This is a genomic window from Streptomyces hoynatensis (genome assembly GCF_003626535.1).
Taxonomy (GTDB): Bacteria; Actinomycetota; Actinomycetes; order Streptomycetales; family Streptomycetaceae; genus Streptomyces; species Streptomyces hoynatensis.
Window position 1 is genome coordinate 185,541 of the sequence record NZ_RBAL01000004.1, and the last position, 17,440, is coordinate 202,980.

At 74.3% G+C, this 17,440-nt stretch carries 16 protein-coding genes; 8 read left to right on the plus strand and 8 right to left on the minus strand.

Going from position 1 to position 17,440, the window contains the following annotated elements:
* Positions 1-47: 47 nt before the first annotated feature.
* The 4 genes from D7294_RS08980 to D7294_RS08995 form a co-directional block, all read right to left on the minus strand.
* The gene (locus D7294_RS08980) at positions 48-350 is read right to left on the minus strand and encodes a DUF202 domain-containing protein (RefSeq protein ID WP_120677415.1); all 303 of its coding nucleotides are present in this window, start codon (positions 348-350) and stop codon (positions 48-50) included.
* On the minus strand, positions 347-736 hold the full coding sequence (locus D7294_RS08985; protein ID WP_120677417.1) for a YidH family protein: 390 nt from the start codon (positions 734-736) through the stop codon (positions 347-349). Before D7294_RS08985 ends, D7294_RS08980 begins: the two co-directional genes overlap by 4 nt.
* Before the next feature lie 73 nt (positions 737-809).
* Complete coding sequence (locus D7294_RS08990) at positions 810-1,223, minus strand: hypothetical protein (protein ID WP_120677419.1); 414 nt, start codon at positions 1,221-1,223, stop codon at positions 810-812.
* Between the two features lie 262 nt (positions 1,224-1,485).
* Positions 1,486-2,430, minus strand: a complete 945-nt coding sequence (locus D7294_RS08995) for a hypothetical protein (RefSeq protein WP_120677421.1) — start codon at positions 2,428-2,430, stop codon at positions 1,486-1,488.
* A 290-nt stretch (positions 2,431-2,720) separates the two neighbouring features.
* On the opposite strand from D7294_RS08995, the gene D7294_RS09000 reads away from it, so the two are divergent.
* Together D7294_RS09000 and D7294_RS09005 are read left to right on the plus strand one after the other, a co-directional pair.
* The gene (locus D7294_RS09000) at positions 2,721-4,373 is read left to right on the plus strand and encodes an FAD-binding dehydrogenase (RefSeq protein WP_120677423.1); all 1,653 of its coding nucleotides are present in this window, start codon (positions 2,721-2,723) and stop codon (positions 4,371-4,373) included.
* 325 nt (positions 4,374-4,698) lie between these two features.
* Positions 4,699-5,220: a DinB family protein gene (locus D7294_RS09005; RefSeq protein WP_120677425.1), complete on the plus strand. Its 522-nt coding sequence runs from the start codon at positions 4,699-4,701 to the stop codon at positions 5,218-5,220.
* A 164-nt stretch (positions 5,221-5,384) separates the two neighbouring features.
* Here the strand turns inward: D7294_RS09005 and D7294_RS09010 are convergent, their stop codons facing one another.
* A complete protein-coding gene (locus D7294_RS09010; RefSeq protein WP_120677427.1) occupies positions 5,385-6,185 on the minus strand; it encodes a TetR/AcrR family transcriptional regulator in 801 nt (266 codons plus the stop codon).
* Between the two features lie 233 nt (positions 6,186-6,418).
* Here D7294_RS09010 and D7294_RS09015 point away from each other — a divergent pair, with 233 nt between their 5' ends.
* Complete coding sequence (locus tag D7294_RS09015) at positions 6,419-7,099, plus strand: maltokinase N-terminal cap-like domain-containing protein (protein WP_120677429.1); 681 nt, start codon at positions 6,419-6,421, stop codon at positions 7,097-7,099.
* A 132-nt stretch (positions 7,100-7,231) separates the two neighbouring features.
* Here D7294_RS09015 and D7294_RS09020 read toward each other — a convergent pair whose 3' ends face one another.
* Positions 7,232-7,810, minus strand: a complete 579-nt coding sequence (locus D7294_RS09020) for a helix-turn-helix domain-containing protein (protein ID WP_120677431.1) — start codon at positions 7,808-7,810, stop codon at positions 7,232-7,234.
* Positions 7,811-7,901: 91 nt separating this feature from the next.
* Between D7294_RS09020 and D7294_RS09025 the strand changes: the two genes are divergently transcribed.
* The 3 genes from D7294_RS09025 to D7294_RS09035 all read left to right on the plus strand — a co-directional run bounded on the left by D7294_RS09025 (position 7,902) and on the right by D7294_RS09035 (position 10,300).
* Entirely contained in the window at positions 7,902-8,492 is a 591-nt protein-coding gene (locus D7294_RS09025; RefSeq protein ID WP_147450795.1) for a hypothetical protein, read from the plus strand.
* Entirely contained in the window at positions 8,489-9,709 is a 1,221-nt protein-coding gene (locus D7294_RS09030; protein ID WP_120677435.1) for an MFS transporter, read from the plus strand. The genes D7294_RS09025 and D7294_RS09030 overlap by 4 nt, the downstream gene beginning before the upstream one ends.
* Positions 9,710-9,916: 207 nt before the next feature.
* The gene (locus tag D7294_RS09035; RefSeq protein ID WP_120677437.1) at positions 9,917-10,300 is read left to right on the plus strand and encodes a VOC family protein; all 384 of its coding nucleotides are present in this window, start codon (positions 9,917-9,919) and stop codon (positions 10,298-10,300) included.
* A 193-nt stretch (positions 10,301-10,493) separates the two neighbouring features.
* On the opposite strand, the gene D7294_RS09040 is transcribed toward D7294_RS09035, so the two are convergent.
* Entirely contained in the window at positions 10,494-12,260 is a 1,767-nt protein-coding gene (locus tag D7294_RS09040) for a BCCT family transporter (RefSeq protein WP_241562214.1), read from the minus strand.
* Positions 12,261-12,884: 624 nt separating this feature from the next.
* On the opposite strand from D7294_RS09040, the gene D7294_RS09045 reads away from it, so the two are divergent.
* Positions 12,885-14,705, plus strand: a complete 1,821-nt coding sequence (locus D7294_RS09045) for a glycoside hydrolase family 3 protein (RefSeq protein WP_241562215.1) — start codon at positions 12,885-12,887, stop codon at positions 14,703-14,705.
* A 346-nt stretch (positions 14,706-15,051) separates the two neighbouring features.
* Positions 15,052-16,695 (plus strand): SpoIIE family protein phosphatase, encoded by a 1,644-nt coding sequence (locus D7294_RS09050; protein ID WP_120677441.1) that lies wholly within the window; start codon positions 15,052-15,054, stop codon positions 16,693-16,695.
* 103 nt (positions 16,696-16,798) lie between these two features.
* Here D7294_RS09050 and D7294_RS09055 read toward each other — a convergent pair whose 3' ends face one another.
* Positions 16,799-17,248 carry an ATP-binding protein gene (locus tag D7294_RS09055; RefSeq protein ID WP_120677900.1) on the minus strand — a complete coding sequence of 150 codons (450 nt, stop codon included), beginning with the start codon at positions 17,246-17,248 and terminating at the stop codon, positions 16,799-16,801.
* Positions 17,249-17,440 lie beyond the last annotated feature (192 nt).

A 17,440-nucleotide genomic window follows, 5' to 3' on the forward strand; every position in this document is an offset into this window, starting at 1 on the left:
CCCGCTCCACCCGGCCGCACCTCCCCCCACGGAACGATGCCCGCCCGCTACGCCGCGAGCGCCAGCAGCACCGCCGCGAGACCGACGGCCGCCGCGGCGGCGAACAGGGAGGCCGGAGCCGCGCCGGGCGGCCGGTCCCGTGTGAGCGCCTCCATCCGCCGGTGCGCCACCCCCAGGAAGAACGTCCACACCAGTGCGAGGAGCGCAATCCACACCGCCCGCCGCGCCGGGACCCCGTCCGAGACCACCAGTACCCGGGCGGCCAGCAGCACCACCACCGCGAACGTCAGCGTCGTCCGCCGCCACGCCAGCCGGGTCCGCTCCGGCTGCGCGCCCGGGTCGGCCCTCACGGACTCACCGCCACCGCGACGATCACCACCGCCGCCGCCAGCACCGTGGCCACGGAGAGCAGCGCGGGGAACCGGCTCATCGGCAGGTCCTCACCCCGCCGCATCGCCCGCTCCGAGCGCACCCAGTGGTTGACCGCCCTGACCGCGCACAGGGCGCCCGCCGCCAGCAGCAGCAGGGTGACCGCGAGGCGGGCCCCGGTGGGCAGGTCGGTCAGGAACTGGTCCACCGCGATGCCACCGGCGAGCAGGGCGAGAGAGGTGCGCAGCCAAGCCAGGAACGTTCGCTCGTTCGCGAGCGAGAACCGGTAGTCGGGCGTCTCCCCTTCCGTCCGCACCCGCCAGGGCGAGAACCACAGCCGCACCGCTTCCAGGGCCTGTCTGAACATGCGACGAGCCTATGCGTCGCTTTCCGTGCTCTCCCGCCGGCGTCCGAGGTCGCATCCGCGAGGGCTCCGCCGCTCATCCCCCGGACGCCTTCCGCCCCGCCGGCGTTCCCGCGTCCCTGCCGCACCGGCCCAGTTCCCCCACGGGCGCGACCACCCGCCCCGACCGGGGACAGGACCACACGGCCGTGCCACCGGCGACCGTCGCGGCCAGCGGATGGGTGCGGGGGTGGGCCGGGCACTCGGGCCACACCGCGGGCAGACCCTCCTGCCACAGCGCCTCCACCGCCCACTCCTGCACCTGCTCCGCGATGCCGGCGAGGACGAGCGGCTCGGGCCCCTCCTCGACCCGGACGCCGGCCCCGCTCCCGTCCGCGGCGTAGAGCATGTACCAGGCACCCTCCTCGCGAACCTCCGGAAACCCGGCCCGGCACTCCCGCAGATCACACAGCACCGCGCGCAGCGGTCCTGGCAACACCTCCTCGTCCATCCCTTCATCATGTCGCGCCGGCCCGGAAGCACCGGCGGCGGGGAACCGCGCGCCACCGGTGGCGGCGCCCCTGACGGCGCCCGTCCTGCCCGACCTCCTTTCCTGAGCCCGCCTCCTGCCGGACCGCGAGGCCGGACCGCCTCCGCGGCGCCCGCGCCCGGGGAGCCGGGATGCCGCCGGGAAGGCGGCTCCCGGGCGTGCCCGCGGCCTCTCCAGGCGGTGCCTGCGCCACAGGCGAGCGACGCCGCCTGCGGCCCCCGCCTCACCCCGCCATCGAGGCCCGGAGCGGGGCGAGCAGCACGGCCCGCAGCAGCAACGCCCCGGTGGCCACCGCCAGGACGTGCACCGCGGCCGCCACCGCCAGGTTCTCCGGCATCACGGAGTCCGGCCCGCGCCCCGCGATCGCCGCATAACCGGTGAAGGGCAGCTTCCAGGCGCTCCACGCGAACATCGAGCCGGAGCCCAGCCACCCCAGGGCCGTGGGCACCCAGCGCGGCAGCCGCCCGGGCCGTCCGCGCGCCGCCGCCCAGGCCGCCAGGGAGCCGACCGTCGCCCACAGGGCGAAGACCGCCGTGATCAGCCGCCACTCGGCGTTGCGGTCGCCCGGCTGCGCCAGCCCTGCCGTGCCGCCGGCCGCCCAGTACAGCCAGCCCACGCCGAGCGCGAGCCCCAGTGCGAACACCCACCGCCGCCCGACGGCACCCGCCGTGGTCACGGCCCCGTCCCCCAGGCGCCCACCGAGGGCACGCGGCCAGCGGCGCCGCAGATAGGCCGGCAGGGCGACGGCGAGGCACAGCCCGGTGCCCACGAAGCTCGTCTGTATCAGCGCCTCCTCCCAGCCGGGGGCCGAGGCGCCGCTCTCCTCCGCCGATCCGCCCGACGGCCACAGCAGCGAACTCAGCACCGCGTAGGGCAGCATCGCGACGAGGAAGCCGGCCCCGACCCACCCGCAGAACAGCAGGGGCACCGCCGGTATGCGCAATCCCCACGGCCGCACGAGGGCCAGCGCGAGGACCACGCCCGTGGCCGCCATGCCCACCGTCGCCGCGTTCAGCGCGACCCACTCCCCGAGCCCGAGCCCGGAACCGGTGGGGAGCACCCCGAGCAGCGCGCCGGCGACCCAGGACACCTTGATCAGCAGGTACGGCAGCAGCACCAGCGCCGCCGCGTACGCGGCGCCGCGGCCCACCCGGTCGAACCTGTCCATGACGACTCCCTTCCGGCGGCGCCGGCCTCCTCCCGGCAACCACCCGTTCCCACCCGAAACATCATCAAGTGGTGGAGGCGGCCCGCGCATCGGTCCTTGGGATAGGCCCCGTACGTCTTGTGACTGAGGAAACCGCGGCGGCCGTGAGACCAAAGTCGCGTGGGCCGATGCTTTGGCAGCCGGGCCCGGCTTCTTCGGTATCCGGTGCGGACTTCGGCGTTGACGTCGGGACGCGCGGGGACAGAGGATCGGAAACCGTCAGCCGGGGCTCACGCGGAGGGAGGACGAGCATGGCCTACGACACGGATGTCGTGGTGATCGGCGGCGGTCTGGCCGGGCTGGTCGCCACCGCCGAGCTGGCCGCTGCCGGACGGAAGGTGATTCTGCTCGACCAGGAGCCGGAGAGCTCGCTCGGCGGGCAGGCGCACTGGTCCTTCGGCGGCCTCTTCCTGGTGGACTCGCCCGAGCAGCGTCGCCTGCGCGTCCGCGACAGCCACGCCCTCGCCTGGCAGGACTGGCAGGGCACGGCGGCCTTCGACCGCGAGGAGGACCGCTGGCCCCGCCGCTGGGCCGAGGCCTACGTGGACTTCGCCGCGGGAGAGAAGCGTTCCTGGCTGCGGGGGCTCGGCGTCCGGTTCTTCCCGGTGGTCGGCTGGGCGGAGCGCGGAGGCTACGAGGCCACGGGCCACGGCAATTCGGTGCCGCGCTTCCACATCGTCTGGGGCACGGGACCCGGGCTCGTGGAGCCCTTCGAGCGCCGCGTGCGCCAAGCCGTCGAGGAGGGCCTGGTCGAGCTGCGCTTCCGGCACCGGGTCACGGGCCTTGCCCAGGGGGCCGGGGGCGTGGACACGGTCACCGGCGAGGTCCTCGCCCCGAGCGCGGCGCGCCGCGGCACGGCGAGCAACCGGCAGGTCGTGGGCGGGTTCGAGCTGCGGGCTCAGGCCGTGCTCGTCACCTCAGGCGGCATCGGCGGCAATCACGACCTCGTCCGCGCCAACTGGCCGGAAAGACTGGGCACTCCGCCGCGCCGGATGCTCTCCGGCGTGCCCGCGCACGTCGACGGCCTCATGCTGGGGGTCGCCGAGGCCGCGGGCGCCAGCCTCGTCAACCGCGACCGGATGTGGCACTACACCGAGGGCATCGCCAACTGGGACCCGATCTGGCTGCGCCACGGCATCCGCATTCTGCCCGGGCCCTCCTCGCTCTGGGTGGACGCGACCGGACGCCGCCTGCCCGTCCCCCTCTTCCCCGGGTTCGACACCCTGGGCACGCTGCGGCACATCACCGGCACCGGCCACGACCACACGTGGTTCGTGCTCACCCAGAAGATCATCGAGAAGGAGTTCGCGCTCTCCGGCTCCGAGCAGAATCCCGATCTGACGGGCCGCAGCGTACGAGACGTGCTGGGCCGGGCGCGTTCCGGGGCGCCCGGCCCAGTACAGGCATTCCTCGACCGGGGCGCCGACTTCGTGGTGGAGCGCAATCTGTCCGCCCTGGTCCGGGGGATGAACGAGGTGACGGGCGAGAAGCTGGTCGACGAGCAGGTTCTCCGGCACGAGGTGGAGTCGCGCGACCGCGAGCTGGGGAACAGGTTCACCAAGGACCTCCAGATCACCGCGATACGCGGCGCCCGCTCCTACCTCGGCGACCGGCTGATACGGGTGGCCGCCCCGCACCGCCTGCTCGATCCCAAGGCGGGGCCGTTGATAGCCGTGCGGCTGAGCATCCTCACGCGCAAGACGCTCGGCGGGCTCGAGACGGACCTGTCCGGACGGGTTCTGACCGCGTCGGGCGAGCCACTGGAGGGGCTGTACGCGGCGGGCGAGGCGGCCGGCTTCGGCGGGGGCGGGATGCACGGCTACCGCTCCCTGGAAGGCACCTTCCTCGGCGGCTGCCTCTTCAGCGGCAGAACGGCGGGCCGGGCGATAGCCCGCGCGCTCTGACCGGCCGCCCGCCGGAGGTGCGGAAGACGGGTCCCGGAGGGCTGCGGGGCGGCGGCGGGCGTGTCCCGAGCGGCCAGGGGGACCCGCGCCCGGGAGGGCTCGGTGCGGTGGGCACCGCTCTCCACCGTCGCGCCTGGCTTCCGTGCACGCCGCCCGGGGCGGGAGTCGGCTCGGGTCCGGGCGGAGTCGCCCACGGAGGCGGTCGCGCGGACCGGCCTCTCCCCGGCCACCCGAGGGGCCGTCGGGCGGCTGTTCGCGACGCTGGCCGCAACAGGAGTTCTCACCGGCATCAGGAGGTGACGCATCACGACATAGAATCAAACATGTGATCGACGAACGGCTTGGGTTGCCGCCGGACGCGGACGAGCGGACGACGCTGACCTGCTTCCTGGACTTCCAGCGGAACGCGCTCGTGCGCACCTGCGCCGGCCTCACCGACGAGCAGCTCCGGCTGCGGGCGGCGCCGCCCTCCGGCCTCTCGCTGCTCGGCCTGGTGCGGCACCTGGCGGGGGTCGAACGCTGGTACTTCCAGGCGGTCATGGCCGGCACCTGGCCGGGCGGGCTCTACACGCGGACCGACGACCCGGACGAGGACTTCAACGACATCGAGAACGCCACGGGGGCCGCCGCCTTCGCCACGTGGCGCGCCGAGGTCGCGGCCTCCCGGGCCATCACCGCCGAGCGCCCGCTCGATGCGATCGGCGCCGTGCCGGAGTGGGCCGACGAGCGGGCCGGACGCCGGTACTCGCTGCGCTGGGTGCTCACCCACATGATCGACGAGTACGCCCGGCACAACGGTCACGCCGACCTCATCCGCGAGGCCATCGACGGGCAGGTGGGGGAGTAGCGCCCGCCGGCGGCCGCGTGCGCACCGGCCGATGCTGCGGTGCCGGTGCCGGTGCCGGTGCCGGTGCCGGTGCCGGTGCCGGTGCCCGTGCCGGCGGCGGGCCCGGGCGGGGTGCCACCAGCCTCCCGGCGGGCCCCGGGCCATGGCCCGGGTGGTGCGGCCGCTCACGCCGGGGGCGTGGCCGTGTCGGGAGCGAGGGGTTCGGCGCGGGCCGCCAGTCCGTCCAGGACGAGACGGAGGCCGAACCGGTAGGCGTGGTCCGGGTCGTAGGCCGCGCCGTGGGCGCTGCCCGCGGCCGTGCCGACTCGGGTGGCGAGCGGGTAGCGCGCCGGGTCGAGAACGCGTTGCAGCAGCGGGGCGTTCGCGGCCCACCACTCCTCGTCGGACACCCCGCTGTCCCCGCGAGCGGTTCGTGTTTCCTCCGCGCCGCGGGCGGTGGCCCGGACGAAGCTGAGGAGGTGGGTGAGTGCGGCGTCCCGTTCGACGTCGTCGAGTGCGAGTCCCTCGAAGGCGCGCAGCTCGTGCTCGTACTTGGCCATCAGGCCGGGGCCGAGTGGGGGGCGGGTGGTCGGCAGTGCCGCGGCCCACGGATGGCGGCGGAAGAGGGAGCGGTTCTCCTCCGCCACGGCGGTCAGCCGCGTGCGCCAGGGGGTGCCGGCGGGGTGCTCGGTTCGGTCCATCCGCCGGTACAGCTCGTCGAGCATGAGGTCGAGGAGTTCCGCCTTGCCCGGCACGTAGGTGTAGAGGGTCATGGGGTTGACGCCGAGCCGGTCGGCGAGGCGGCGCATCGTGAGGGCGTCCAGCCCGTCCTCGTCGGCCAGTTCGATCGCCGCCTCCACCACGCGATCGACGCTCAGGCCCGGTTTGGGGCCGCGGCCGGCGCGGCCGTGGCCCGGCTCCCGCCACAGGAGTTCGAGCGTGCGGCCCGGGTCGCCCGCGCCACTGCGATCCTTCGCCTTGGGCATGGGCCGATCCTCTCACCCCCGGCCGGGGCGCCCCGGGCACCACCCGGCCCGCAGGGGGCGGCCCCGGCCCTCCCTGACCCTTCGCGGTCCTTCTCCCTCCGCCGTGGTCCTTGATCGGTCTTCCTCGACCGCTCTCGGTCCTCCCCGATCGCCCTCGGTCCTCGTCGGTCCTGCTCGGCCCGGCCGAATGGCATCGTGGGGGAGGCACATCCCGACGGAGGAGAGGCACCGGCATGGCCGTCATCCATCACACCGTCCTCAAGCCGAGCAAGCTGGAGTTGCTCACACCCTGGCTCCCCACGCGACCGTGGTACCGCGGCGGGGCGCAGCCGCCGCGGTTGAGCAAGGCCGGCGGCTTCCGGCTGGACGATCCCGAGGGCGAGGTGGGGATCGAGTTCCTCGTGGTCACCGACGACTCCGCCCCGTCGGCCACCTACCTGGTGCCGCTCACCTATCGCGGCGCTCCCCTCGACGAGGCGGAACACGCCCTCGTCGGCACCATGGAACACGGGGTGCTGGGGCGGCGCTGGGCGTACGACGGCTGTCACGACCCGGTTCTCACCGCCCAGTTGCTCGCGCTGGTCGAGGGGCGGGCCCAGGCCCAGGACCAGAATGTCAGCGACACCCCCGACCGGGAGATCACCCGTTCCTACGCGGGGGAGGGCCGCCTCGCGGCCGGGGCCACCAGGGCCGCAGACGACAGTGAGGGCACCGTCCTGGGCGCGGCGGGCGGACCGGTGCTGCGCCTGCACCGCGTGCTGCGCCCTGCCGAGGACGGCGCGCCGCGGGTTCCCGAGGGGGCGATGGGACACGTCGCCGGCGGTTGGAACCTGCCGGACGGCTCCCGCGCGCGGGGGCTGTTCGCCGTGCTGCACGGCGCGGGCTCCGGGCCGCGCCTGCCGCGCCAACCCTGAGGGGCGCGGCGGCGCCCGACCATGGCCGGGCATCCGGACGCGCGGACAGCCGGACGTCCGGAAGGCCGGAAGGCCGGACGGGCGACCGGCCGGGCCGTGGCCGGCCGGCCGGGCAGGGGCCGCGGCCTGGGGTCAGCGGCGCGGGGTGCGGAGGTGGATGCGTTCGCCCTGTTTTCCGAAGAGGCTGAGCAGTTCGACGCCGCCCCGTCCCGCCGCGCCGAACCAGTGCGGAAGTTGGCAGTCGAACTCGGCGGCCTCACCTGCTCCCATCGTGAAATCGCGACTGCCCAGCCTGATGCGGAGGTGCCCGCGGAGGACGTAGAGCCATTCCCACCCCGCGTGGGCACGCAGGTGGGGTTGTTCGTCGTGTGCCGGGATGGTCATCTTGTAGGCGCGTGGCTCCCCCTGCTGCCGCGACAACGGGATCAGCACCCGGCCGTCCTTCCTGGTGGGGCGTTGCGGCACGCGAGGGTCGAGGACCCGCGGCGCGGCGACGATTTCGTCGAGGGGGATGCCGAGCGCGGCGGTGATCGGCAGGAGCAGTTCGAGGCTCGGCTTGCGCTGGGCCGTCTCCAGGCGGGACAGCGTGCTGGTCGAGATGCCGGTGGCGCGCGCCAGCGCGGCCAGGCTGACGCCCCGTTTCTCGCGCGCACGCTTCAGCCGCGGAGCGATCTGCTCGATCACGGCACCCACGCTCGGCTGCTCGTCCACGGGCCGCAGTCAATCAGCGCGTCCCGGAAACGGCAACGGAGTTCGCCGAAACCGGCCGCCTCCACGGAGCCTCGCGGTGGAGGTGATCCGAATGAACGCGACCACGCGTGAGGCGGGCACATCGGAGGCGGCACCGCCGTGGAAGGTCGTGGTGCCCGGCGGCGGGGCCGCCGGTGTGCCGGGTGGGGGCGTGCCGTCGAGGGCACGGCCGGCGACCCCGGGGTCCGACGCGGGCGAGCCGCGGAACGGGCCCGCCGCCAGGCGCGGGTACCCGGGCCGCGCGGGCCTGGCACCGCGGGAGTTCCCGGCGAAGGGCCGGGAGAAGCCGGGCCGTTACGGCGGAATGCTGCTGCCGGGCCCGGCGGCCGCCGCGCCCCGCACCCCGGAGGGCGGGAACGACCGCACCCCGGAGGGCCAGTTCGCGCCGCGTCTGGGGAACGACCGCACCCAGGACGCCAGGGCGGTGCCGGTCGTCACCGGGCCGGTCGGCGAACTCCCCGTCGTTCCCGGGCTCTTCGAGCAGTGGGGTGCACCGGTGCACCGCCGCCCGCGCTGCCCCGGCGAGGAACTCCACGGCCGCTCGCTGACCTTCTTCCCCCACGGCGAGGAGGCCGGCGCCGCCGGGCGGCAGCTGCCGGCCGGGAACGCGGTCGGCCCGCGGGACGGAGGTGCGCGCCGATGACCACCGTTCCCGAGGAGACCCGCCATGAGCGGCCTTCCGGCGGTCTGCCCGCCGGTGTGTATCTGCTCGGCTTCAGCCTGTTCGCGATGGGCAGTGCGGAGTTCCTGCTGGCGGGGGTGCTGCCCGAGGTGGCGGGCGACCTGGGCGTCACGCTCTCCTCCGCCGGGTTCCTGATCACCGCCTTCGCGCTGGGCGTCGTGGTCGGCGGGCCGCCGTGTGCGGTGCTGAGTCTGCGCTGGCCCCGCCGCACCGCGCTGGTGGCGACCCAGGCCGTCTTCGCGGCCGGCATCGTCGCCGGACTCCTCGGCGGCTACCGGGTGCTGCTGCTGACCAGGGTGATCTCCGGCATCGCCTACGCCGGCTTCTTCGCCGTCGCGTCGGTGACGGCGATCGGCCTGGTGACGCCGGACCGCAACGCCAGGGCCTCCGGGGTGGTGGTCAGCGGGCTCAGCGTGGCCATGGTCCTCGGCGGCCCCGCGGGCACGCTGCTCAGCCATCTCACCCAGTGGCGTGGGGGCTTCTGGGCCGTGGCGGGCCTGACCGCCGCCGGCGCCGCGGGGTGCCTGCTCGGGTTGCCCGCCGCGGACCCGCGGGGGCGCCGGTCCGTTCGGCCCCGGGTGAGGCGGGAGCTGGCGAGCCTGCGCAATCCCCTCCTGTGGGGCATCTACGCGATCACGGTCCTGACCACCGCCGCCTACATGATCACGTTCAACTACCTGGCGGCCCTGCTCACCGAGCTCACCGCCATCCCCGAGGCGTGGGTCCCGGCGATCCTCGCCCTCTTCGGCGTGGGCGCGTTCGCCGGCCTGTCCATCGGCGGCCGGGTCTCCGACCGGCGCCCGCACCTCGCGCTGTGCGCCGGTGCGTCGGCCACGGCGATGCTCTCCGTCCTGCTGGCCGTCGCGATGCGCGAGCCCTGGGTGGTGGTGCCCACGGTGTTCCTGCTCGGCGTCGCCGCGTTCGTGCTGAATCCCGCCGTCTACGGGCGCGTCTTCGCGCTCGCCCCGGACGCGCCGACGCTCCCGGGCGCCACCACCGTGTCGGCCTTCCAGCTGGGCATCAGCCTCACGCCCGTCCTCGCCGCCGTCTCGCTCAGCCGGGAGGCCGCGCTCACCTCGGTCTGCTGGATCGGGGCCGCGCTGGCCGCGTCCGCGGTCCCGCTCATCCTCCTCGACCGGGCGCGGCAGGAACGGGCGCGGCCGGCCGCCGGCGGCTGAGGCGGTCTCCGAGCCGTCCGCCTGGCGCCCCGCGGGCCGAGCGGGCGAGCCGAGGAAACCAGGGCCGGGGAAACCAGGGCCGGGGAAACCAGGGCCGGGGAAACCGGGGGAGAAGCCGGGGGGAAGCCGCGGGTGAAGGGGTTCGTGCCAGCTATATACGTTGTATAGAGTACTGTGTATGGAGTACGGCTCACCTCTGGAGGGGACATGCGCATCACCGCCACCGCCGTTTCGCTGAACGTCGACGACGTGCCGGCCTCCGTCGCCTTTCTCACGCGGCACTTCGGCTTCGAGGAGGTGATGTCGGCCGACGGCTTCTCCTCGCTGGCCCGTGAGGACGCGGCGAACGTGATCTTCCTCAGGCGTGGCCTCGAGGTACTTCCCGAAGGGTTCCGGGAGCAGCGCGCGGCGGGGCTGATCCTCGCCTTCACGGTGGAGGACCTGGACGGCGAGTACGCGCGGCTGCGGGAGGAGGGCGCGCCCGTGGTCTTGCCACTGCGCGAGGAGCCCTGGGGCGAGCGGCTGTTCCAGGTCCAGGACCCGAACGGCGTGCTCATCGAACTGGTCTCGTGGGAGAAGCCGGGGAAGTAGTGAGGCGGGCCCGCGCCGGCCCGCACCACCGTGGGCGCCCGCCCGCGCCCACACCACAACGCAACGCGCCGTCGGCGCACGCGATGCTACGCGTGCGCCGACGGCGCGTGGGCAACCGTTCGCGCCGGCTACGTGCCGGCTACGTGTCGCTTACGTGCCGGCCAAGCGCCGGCCAAGCGCCGACAAGCGCCGGCTACGTTCCGGCCCGCTGCGGCGGCCTGCCGTCCCCCACCGGCACCTTCCCGCCGCCGCGACCACCGGGACCGCCGGATCTGCCGCCCTTGCCGCGGCCGCTGCCGTTCCCGTTCTCGCCGTCCGAGACGGGGCCGATGCGGATCTCGAAGTCGCCGTCGTACTTCTCGTGCCCCGCGATGACGGCCATCTCGACCGCCTCCTCGCCGCGTTGGCCGCGCAGGATCAGCGGGTCGTTCCTGAGGTCCTTCATCAGGGCCGCGCACATCCCCACCATCACCAGCGCGAACGGCACCGCGGCCAGGATGGTGAGGTTCTGCAGGCCGTCGAGTGCCGTGGACCCGCCGTCGCCGATCATCAGCATGATCGCCGCGACCGCGCCCGTGACCACGCCCCAGAAGACCACCACGAGGCGGCTCGGCTCCAGCGTGCCGCGCTCGGAGAGGGTGCCCATGACGATCGAGGCGGCATCGGCGCCGGAGACGAAGAAGATCCCGACCAGGATCATCACCAGCAGCGCCGTCAGCCCGGCCAGCGGGTACTCGCGCAGCATGGCGAACAGTTGCCCCTCCGTGGAGCCCTCGCCCATCAGGTCGGTGCCGCTCTCCTGCTGCCGCATCGCCGTGCCGCCGAAGATCGTGAACCAGATCAGGCTGACCACGCTCGGCACGAGGATCACGCCGCCGACGAACTGCCTGATCGTGCGGCCCCGGCTGATGCGCGCGATGAACATCCCGACGAAGGGGGTCCAGGAGATCCACCAGGCCCAGTAGAAGACGGTCCACGAGGACAGCCAGCCGGCCACGCCCTCGCCGCCGCTCGCCTCGGTGCGCGCCGCCATCCCCGGCAGGTCGTCCAGGAACGCGCCCACGGAGGTCGGCAGCAGGTCGAGCATCAGCACGGTCGGGCCCACCACGAACACGAAGAGGGCCAGCAGGGCGGCGAGCACCATGTTGATGTTCGACAGCCACTGGACGCCCTTCTCGACGCCGGAGATCGCCGAGAAGATGAACGCCGCCGTCAGCACGGCGATGACGGCCACCAGCAGCCCGGTGCCCGCGTTGTCCATCCAGTCCAGTTCCTCGATGCCGCTGCCGATCTGCAGGGCGCCGAGGCCGAGCGAGGCGGCGGAGCCGAAGAGCGTGGCGAATATGGCCAGGATGTCGATGACCCGGCCCACCCCGCCGTTGGCGTGCCGCTCCCCGATCAGCGGCGCGAAGACCGCGCTTATCGTCTGCCTGCGCCTGCGCCGGTAGGTGCTGTAGGCGATGCCGAGGCCGGCCACGGCGTAGATCGCCCACGGGTGCAGCGTCCAGTGGAACAGCGCGGTCGCCATCGCCGTCGCCATCCGGTCGCCGTTGTCGGCCGGATCGGTGCCCGGCGGCGGGGAGGTGAAGTGGTTGAGCGGCTCGCTCACGCCCCAGAACATCAGGCCGATGCCCATGCCGGCGCTGAACATCATCGCGATCCACGACACGGTCCTGAACTCGGGCTTCTCGCCCTCTCCGCCCAGCGTGATCCGCCCGTAGCGGCTCATCGCCAGCCAGAGCGCGAAGATCACGAAGGCCGAGGCGATGCAGACGAAGGCCCAGCCTCCGTTGTGCATCACGCTGTCGAGGGCATCCGCCGAGGCATCGGCCAGCGAGTCGGTGCCCAGGGCGCCCCATAGGACGAACGCCAGCGTCAGGACGGCGGTGACGCCGAACACCACCGGGTCCGTCTGCCTCCCCCGGAACAAGGGGGGTCTGTCGCTCTTCGACCGGGTCACGCCGCGTTCCTCGTCTGGCACGTGCACGCCTTTCCACTCGCTCGCCGGCCGCCCGGCGCGGCCCCGGCCGCTTCAGGCCCGCTGACCGCGGGTCCCGTTCCGCCTCCGGGGCACGTGCGCCGTGCGTCCGTTGTCCGTTCGTTCCACGCCACCCGGCATCGCGCCGGGCGGAAGAAACATTCCTCTGCGGCGCGGCTACCCGGAATCACGTCACGCATGCGAATTATTTTCGAAGCTTTGACCTGCCCTCTTGACGAAGCGTGACCGGTACGCTGCACCCTGCTCTCTCCGTCGCCGGGTGCGCCGGGTGCGCCGGAAGCCGGCGGCCGGCCCTCGCGCATGCCGGGTGGGGCGTGGGCGGCGGGGCGCGGGGCACGGGTGGGGCACGCCCGAGGGTGTCGTGCGCCGGCGGTCGTGGTGAAGGCCGCACGCCCCGTTGACATCCGCCGCGCCGGCTGGCTCCATGGGTGGTCCCGGTGGTGTGGGAGCGCTCCCAGGCAGGGCGCCAGGTGCCCGCGAGCCCCTCCGGAGGACACAGTGAGAGAACGCGAACGACGAGCGCGCCGAGCGGGACGGCCGCCGGCGCCGGGACGCCCGCGGCGGACGGGAGGACGCCGGCTCGCGGTGGCGGCGGTCGTGATGACGGCGGCCGGGCTGCTCGGCGGCGCCCCCGCCCAGGCCCCGGCCGCGGAGCTGCCCTACCGCAACGCCGCGCTGCCGGTGGACGAGCGGGTAGAGGACCTGCTGGGCCGGATGACCCTCGACGACAAGCTCGGGCAGATGACCCAGGCGGACCGCAGCGCGCTCGATCCGCAGTCCGACATCGCCACCTACCGCCTCGGCTCGGTGCTGTCGGGCGGCGGCTCGGCCCCCGCCCAGAACACCGCCGAGGGCTGGGCGGACATGTACGACGCCTACCAGCGGACGGCCCTGTCCACGCCGCTTGGCATCCCGCTGCTGTACGGCGTGGACGCCGTCCACGGCCACAACAACGTCCGGGGCGCCACGATCTTCCCCCACAACATCGGCCTCGGCGCCACCGGCGACCCGGAGCTGGTGGAGCGCATCGGGGCGGCCACCGCGGAGGAGGTCGCGGGCACCGGCGTGGACTGGGACTTCGCGCCCTGCCTGTGCGTCGCGCGCAACGACAGGTGGGGCCGCACCTACGAGTCCTTCGGGGAGGTGCCGGAGCTGCCCACCGCCATGACCACCCTGATCACCGGGCTCCAGGGCGAGACGCTCGGCTCGGGCCCGGCCTCGGTGCTGGCGACGGCCAAGCACTACCTCGGGGACGGCGGCACCGAGGGCGGGGTGGACCAGGGCGACACCCGGCTGAGCGAGGCCGAGCTGCGGGCCGTGCACCTCCCGCCGTTCCGGGAGGCGGTGGCCCGCGGCGTGGGCTCCGTGATGGTCTCCTACAGCAGCTGGAACGGGGAGAAGGTCCACGGCAGCGCGTACCTGATCAACGGGCTGCTGAAGGAGGAGCTCGGCTTCGACGGCTTCGTGGTCTCCGACTGGGGCGCCATCGACCAGCTCGACGGCAGCCCCGGCTTCACGGGGGCCGAGATCGCCCAGGGGATCAACGCGGGCCTGGACATGATCATGGTCCCGTACGAGTACCGGGAGTTCCTGAGCCTGCTGCGCCAGGAGGTGCAGGCGGGCCGCATCCCGATGGAGCGCATCGACGACGCCAACCGCCGCATCCTGACGAAGAAGTTCGAGCTCGGGCTGTTCGAGCACCCGTACACCGACCGTTCGCTGACCGGGACCGTCGGCTCGGCCGCGCACCGGGAGCTGGCCAGGCAGGCGGTGCGCGAGTCGCAGGTGCTGCTGAAGAACGAGGGCGGCGTGCTGCCGCTCGACCCCGGCGCCCGGGTCTTCGTCGCGGGCAAGTCGGCCGACGACATCGGCAACCAGAGCGGCGGCTGGACCATCAGCTGGCAGGGCGGCAGCGGCGAGGTCACCCCGGGCACCACGATCCTCGACGGCATCCGTGCCGCGGCCCTCGACCCCGCGCGGGTCGCCTACGACCGCGAGGGCGAGGGGGTGGACGGCTCGTACGACGTGGCGGTCGCGGTCGTCGGCGAGACGCCGTACGCGGAGGGTGCCGGCGACCGGCCGGGCGGCCTCGGCCTCGACCAGGAGGACCTGGACACCCTCGGCCGGCTGCGGGCCTCGGGCGTGCCGGTGGTGGTGGTGCTGGTGTCGGGGCGGCCGCTGGACGTGGCCGGCCCGCTCGCCGACTGGGATGCGCTGCTGGCCGCCTGGCTGCCGGGCACCGAGGGCGCGGGCGTGGCCGACGTGCTCTACGGGGCCTACCCGCCCACCGGGCGGCTGCCGGTGACCTGGCCCGCCTCGGCGAGCCAGGAACCGATCAACGAGGGCGACGGGCAGCAGCCCCTGTTCCCGCTGGGCTACGGCCTCGGCTACGGCGCGGCGGACTGACCCACCCGGCCCCGGGTCGGCGCACCCCGGCGCGTGTGCCGGCGCGTGCGCCGGCCCCGGGGCGCCCTGCCCCGGCCCAGGTCGGTCGCCCCCCGGCCCGGGGCACGGCGTCCCGGCGCGCGGGCGCGCGGGCGCGCGGCGCCCCGGCGTGCACGTCCCTCGGCGTGCGTGTGCGCGGACTGCCGGTGTGCGGGCACGCCAGGGGCGCGCGGGGCCGTCCGTGACCCCGTTGGGGCATAAGGCATACAAGTCGGGTACGTCGGGTACGTCGGGTAAGTCGTATAGCCGGGCAAAAGGTGTCACAGTGGGTGGTGCGCGCTTCGCAGGGCGCCCGGCAGGTGACGCGATGACCGAATCGAAGGCCCGATCGCCGCTGGAGGAGTGGCCGATCCGTCCGTACGTGTGCCTGGCCCTCAACCGGATGGGGATCTTCGACTGGAACCTCGACGAGGTGCTGATCCACATGGACGGCGGCGCCCTGGAGGTCTTCGACCTGGACCCGGACGAGTTCACCTCGCTGCCCTCCGACCTCGGCAGGCGGGTCCCCGAGGAGGAGGCGAGCCGCCTGTACGCCATGGTCCAGCAGGCCGTGGAGGACGGCAGCGCGGGCTACGGCGCGTACTTCCGGCTCAGACGGCGCGACGGGACGATGCAGTGGACGCACACCCAGGGCCGCATCCTGCGCGACGAGGCGGGGACGGCGCGCCGGATCGTGGGCATCGTCCGGGACGCGGGCGGTGAGCTGCGGCACGTGCTCGCGCGCGAGGCGCAGGACGAGGAGCGGCGGCGGCAGGCCGGCCTCGTGGAGGCGCTCAGCGAGTCCCTGGCGAACGCGAGCACCGTGCGCGAGGTGATCTCCGTGCTGACCGGGGCCCGGGGGATGGGGCGGCTGGGCGCGGTCAGCCTCCAGCTGGCGATGGTCGAGGACGGGCGGGTGCGGCTGCTGGTGCACGGCACCGTCAGGACCCCGGAGTCGGAGGTGACGCGGTTGGAGGACCCGCTCCCGATGAACGAGGCGATGCGCACCCAGCGCCCGCTGTTCCTGACCTCGCCGCAGGAGCTGGTGCGGCGCTATCCGGCGATGCGGCGCCCGGTGGAGGCGCTGAAGGTGACGGCGGCCGGGTACCTGCCGCTGACCGCGCGCGGCACCTCGCTCGGCGGCCTGGGGCTGCTCTTCTGGGGCAAGCGGGAGTTCCCGCCCGAGGAGCGCAACCTGCTGCGGGCCATCAGCGTGGCGATCGCCCAGGGCCTGCGCGGCGCCGTGCTCTCCGAGCAGGAGCACGACCTGGCCGAGAGCCTCCAGCAGGCGATGCTGCCGCGCGGCATCCCGCGGGTCGAGGGCGCCTGCGTCGCGGTCCGCTACCGCTCGGCCCGGGTGGGGCGGGACGTCGGCGGCGACTGGTACGACGTGATCAGCCTGCCCGGTGGCCGCGTGGCGGCGGTGATCGGCGACGTCCAGGGGCACGACACCCGCGCCGCGACCCTGATGGGGCAGCTGCGGATCGTGCTGCGCGCCTACGCGGCCGAGGGGCACCCGGTGGCCGCGGTGATGTCGCGGGCCTCGGCGTTCCTGCGCGACCTGGAGGGCGAGCGCTTCGCGACCTGCCTGTACGTGGAGCACGACCCGGCCACGGGTTCGCTGCGGATGGTGCGGGCCGGGCACCTGGCGCCGGTGGTGCGCGCGGCCGACGGCACCTCCCGGGTGCTCGCGGTGCCGGGCGCGCTGCCGCTCGGGGTGGCGGCGCAGTTCGGCGAGCGGGAGTGGCCGGTGCACGAGGGGCGCCTGGAGCGCGGGGACACGTTGCTGATGTGCACGGACGGGCTGATCGAACGGCCGGGCTGGGACGTGGACGAGGGCATGCGGACGCTGGCCGGGACGCTGAGCGAGGGCCCGGCGGAGCTGGAGGAACTGGCGGACTGGCTGGCCGGGGTGCGCGGCCACGGCCCCGACGAGGACGACATGGCGCTCGTGCTGCTGCGCCGGGACTGAGTCACGGGCGCGCCCGCCGCGCCCCGGCAAGCGGGCCGGGAGGGCAGGGGCGGCACCGGGCGTGGCACGGCCGGGCCGCCGGGGCCGGGGAGCGCAGCGCCGCTCAGGTCCAGATCTCCGCCCACACGGTGCAGCCGTCGACGCCCTCCGCGGAGACGGCGCCCCAGCGCACGGACAGCGCGTCCAGAAGCAGCAGGCCGCGCCCGCACTCCTCGTGCGCCTCGGCCCGGCGCGGCACGTGCCCGTCAAGACCCTGGCCCTCGTCGGTCACCTCGATGCGCAGCCGGTCGCCGCGGAACTCGATGCGGCAGGCCACGCGCCTGCTCGGGGTGTGCACCACGGCGTTGGTGACCAGCTCGGAGACGACCAACTCGGCGGTGTCGTGGGTCGCTTGGGGCAGGCCCCAGCGGTCGAGGAGGCGGCGGGTGAGGTGACGCGCGGTGGCCACCGAGCTGGGAACCGCGGGCAACTCGAAGCGTTCGCGCGGGGTTTGCGTGCGCGGTGCGGCCGCGCGCTGCCCGGGAAGCGGCGTCGTGCCGTGGAGTGGGGACACGGGCGGGGTCGCCTTCCGGAGGGCCGAATCCGTCGTGAGCCGGAACACATGGTCACTATGCGCCGTGAGTGAGACAGAGCGCAAGGGGAGTTATGCAATTCGCAGAAAGAGAATGCACGTCTGCTGATGCCATCACGGGGTGTGGCAAACTTCTCCCGGGGGTGGGGGATTCATGTGCACCGTCTGGGAGGC

Bases quoted from the DNA above. Each gene is read 5' to 3' on its own strand.
- D7294_RS09010 (WP_120677427.1), bottom strand. From the start codon at position 6,185: ATGCCCAAGGCGAAGGATCGCAGTGGCGCGGGCGACCCGGGCCGCACG.
- D7294_RS09015 (WP_120677429.1), top strand. From the start codon at position 6,419: ATGGCCGTCATCCATCACACCGTCCTCAAGCCGAGCAAGCTGGAGTTG.
- D7294_RS09050 (WP_120677441.1), top strand. From the start codon at position 15,052: ATGACCGAATCGAAGGCCCGATCGCCGCTGGAGGAGTGGCCGATCCGT.
- D7294_RS09025 (WP_147450795.1), top strand. From the start codon at position 7,902: ATGAACGCGACCACGCGTGAGGCGGGCACATCGGAGGCGGCACCGCCG.
- D7294_RS09035 (WP_120677437.1), top strand. From the start codon at position 9,917: ATGCGCATCACCGCCACCGCCGTTTCGCTGAACGTCGACGACGTGCCG.
- D7294_RS09030 (WP_120677435.1), top strand. From the start codon at position 8,489: ATGACCACCGTTCCCGAGGAGACCCGCCATGAGCGGCCTTCCGGCGGT.
- D7294_RS08995 (WP_120677421.1), bottom strand. From the start codon at position 2,430: ATGGACAGGTTCGACCGGGTGGGCCGCGGCGCCGCGTACGCGGCGGCG.
- D7294_RS09000 (WP_120677423.1), top strand. From the start codon at position 2,721: ATGGCCTACGACACGGATGTCGTGGTGATCGGCGGCGGTCTGGCCGGG.
- D7294_RS08985 (WP_120677417.1), bottom strand. From the start codon at position 736: ATGTTCAGACAGGCCCTGGAAGCGGTGCGGCTGTGGTTCTCGCCCTGG.
- D7294_RS08990 (WP_120677419.1), bottom strand. From the start codon at position 1,223: ATGGACGAGGAGGTGTTGCCAGGACCGCTGCGCGCGGTGCTGTGTGAT.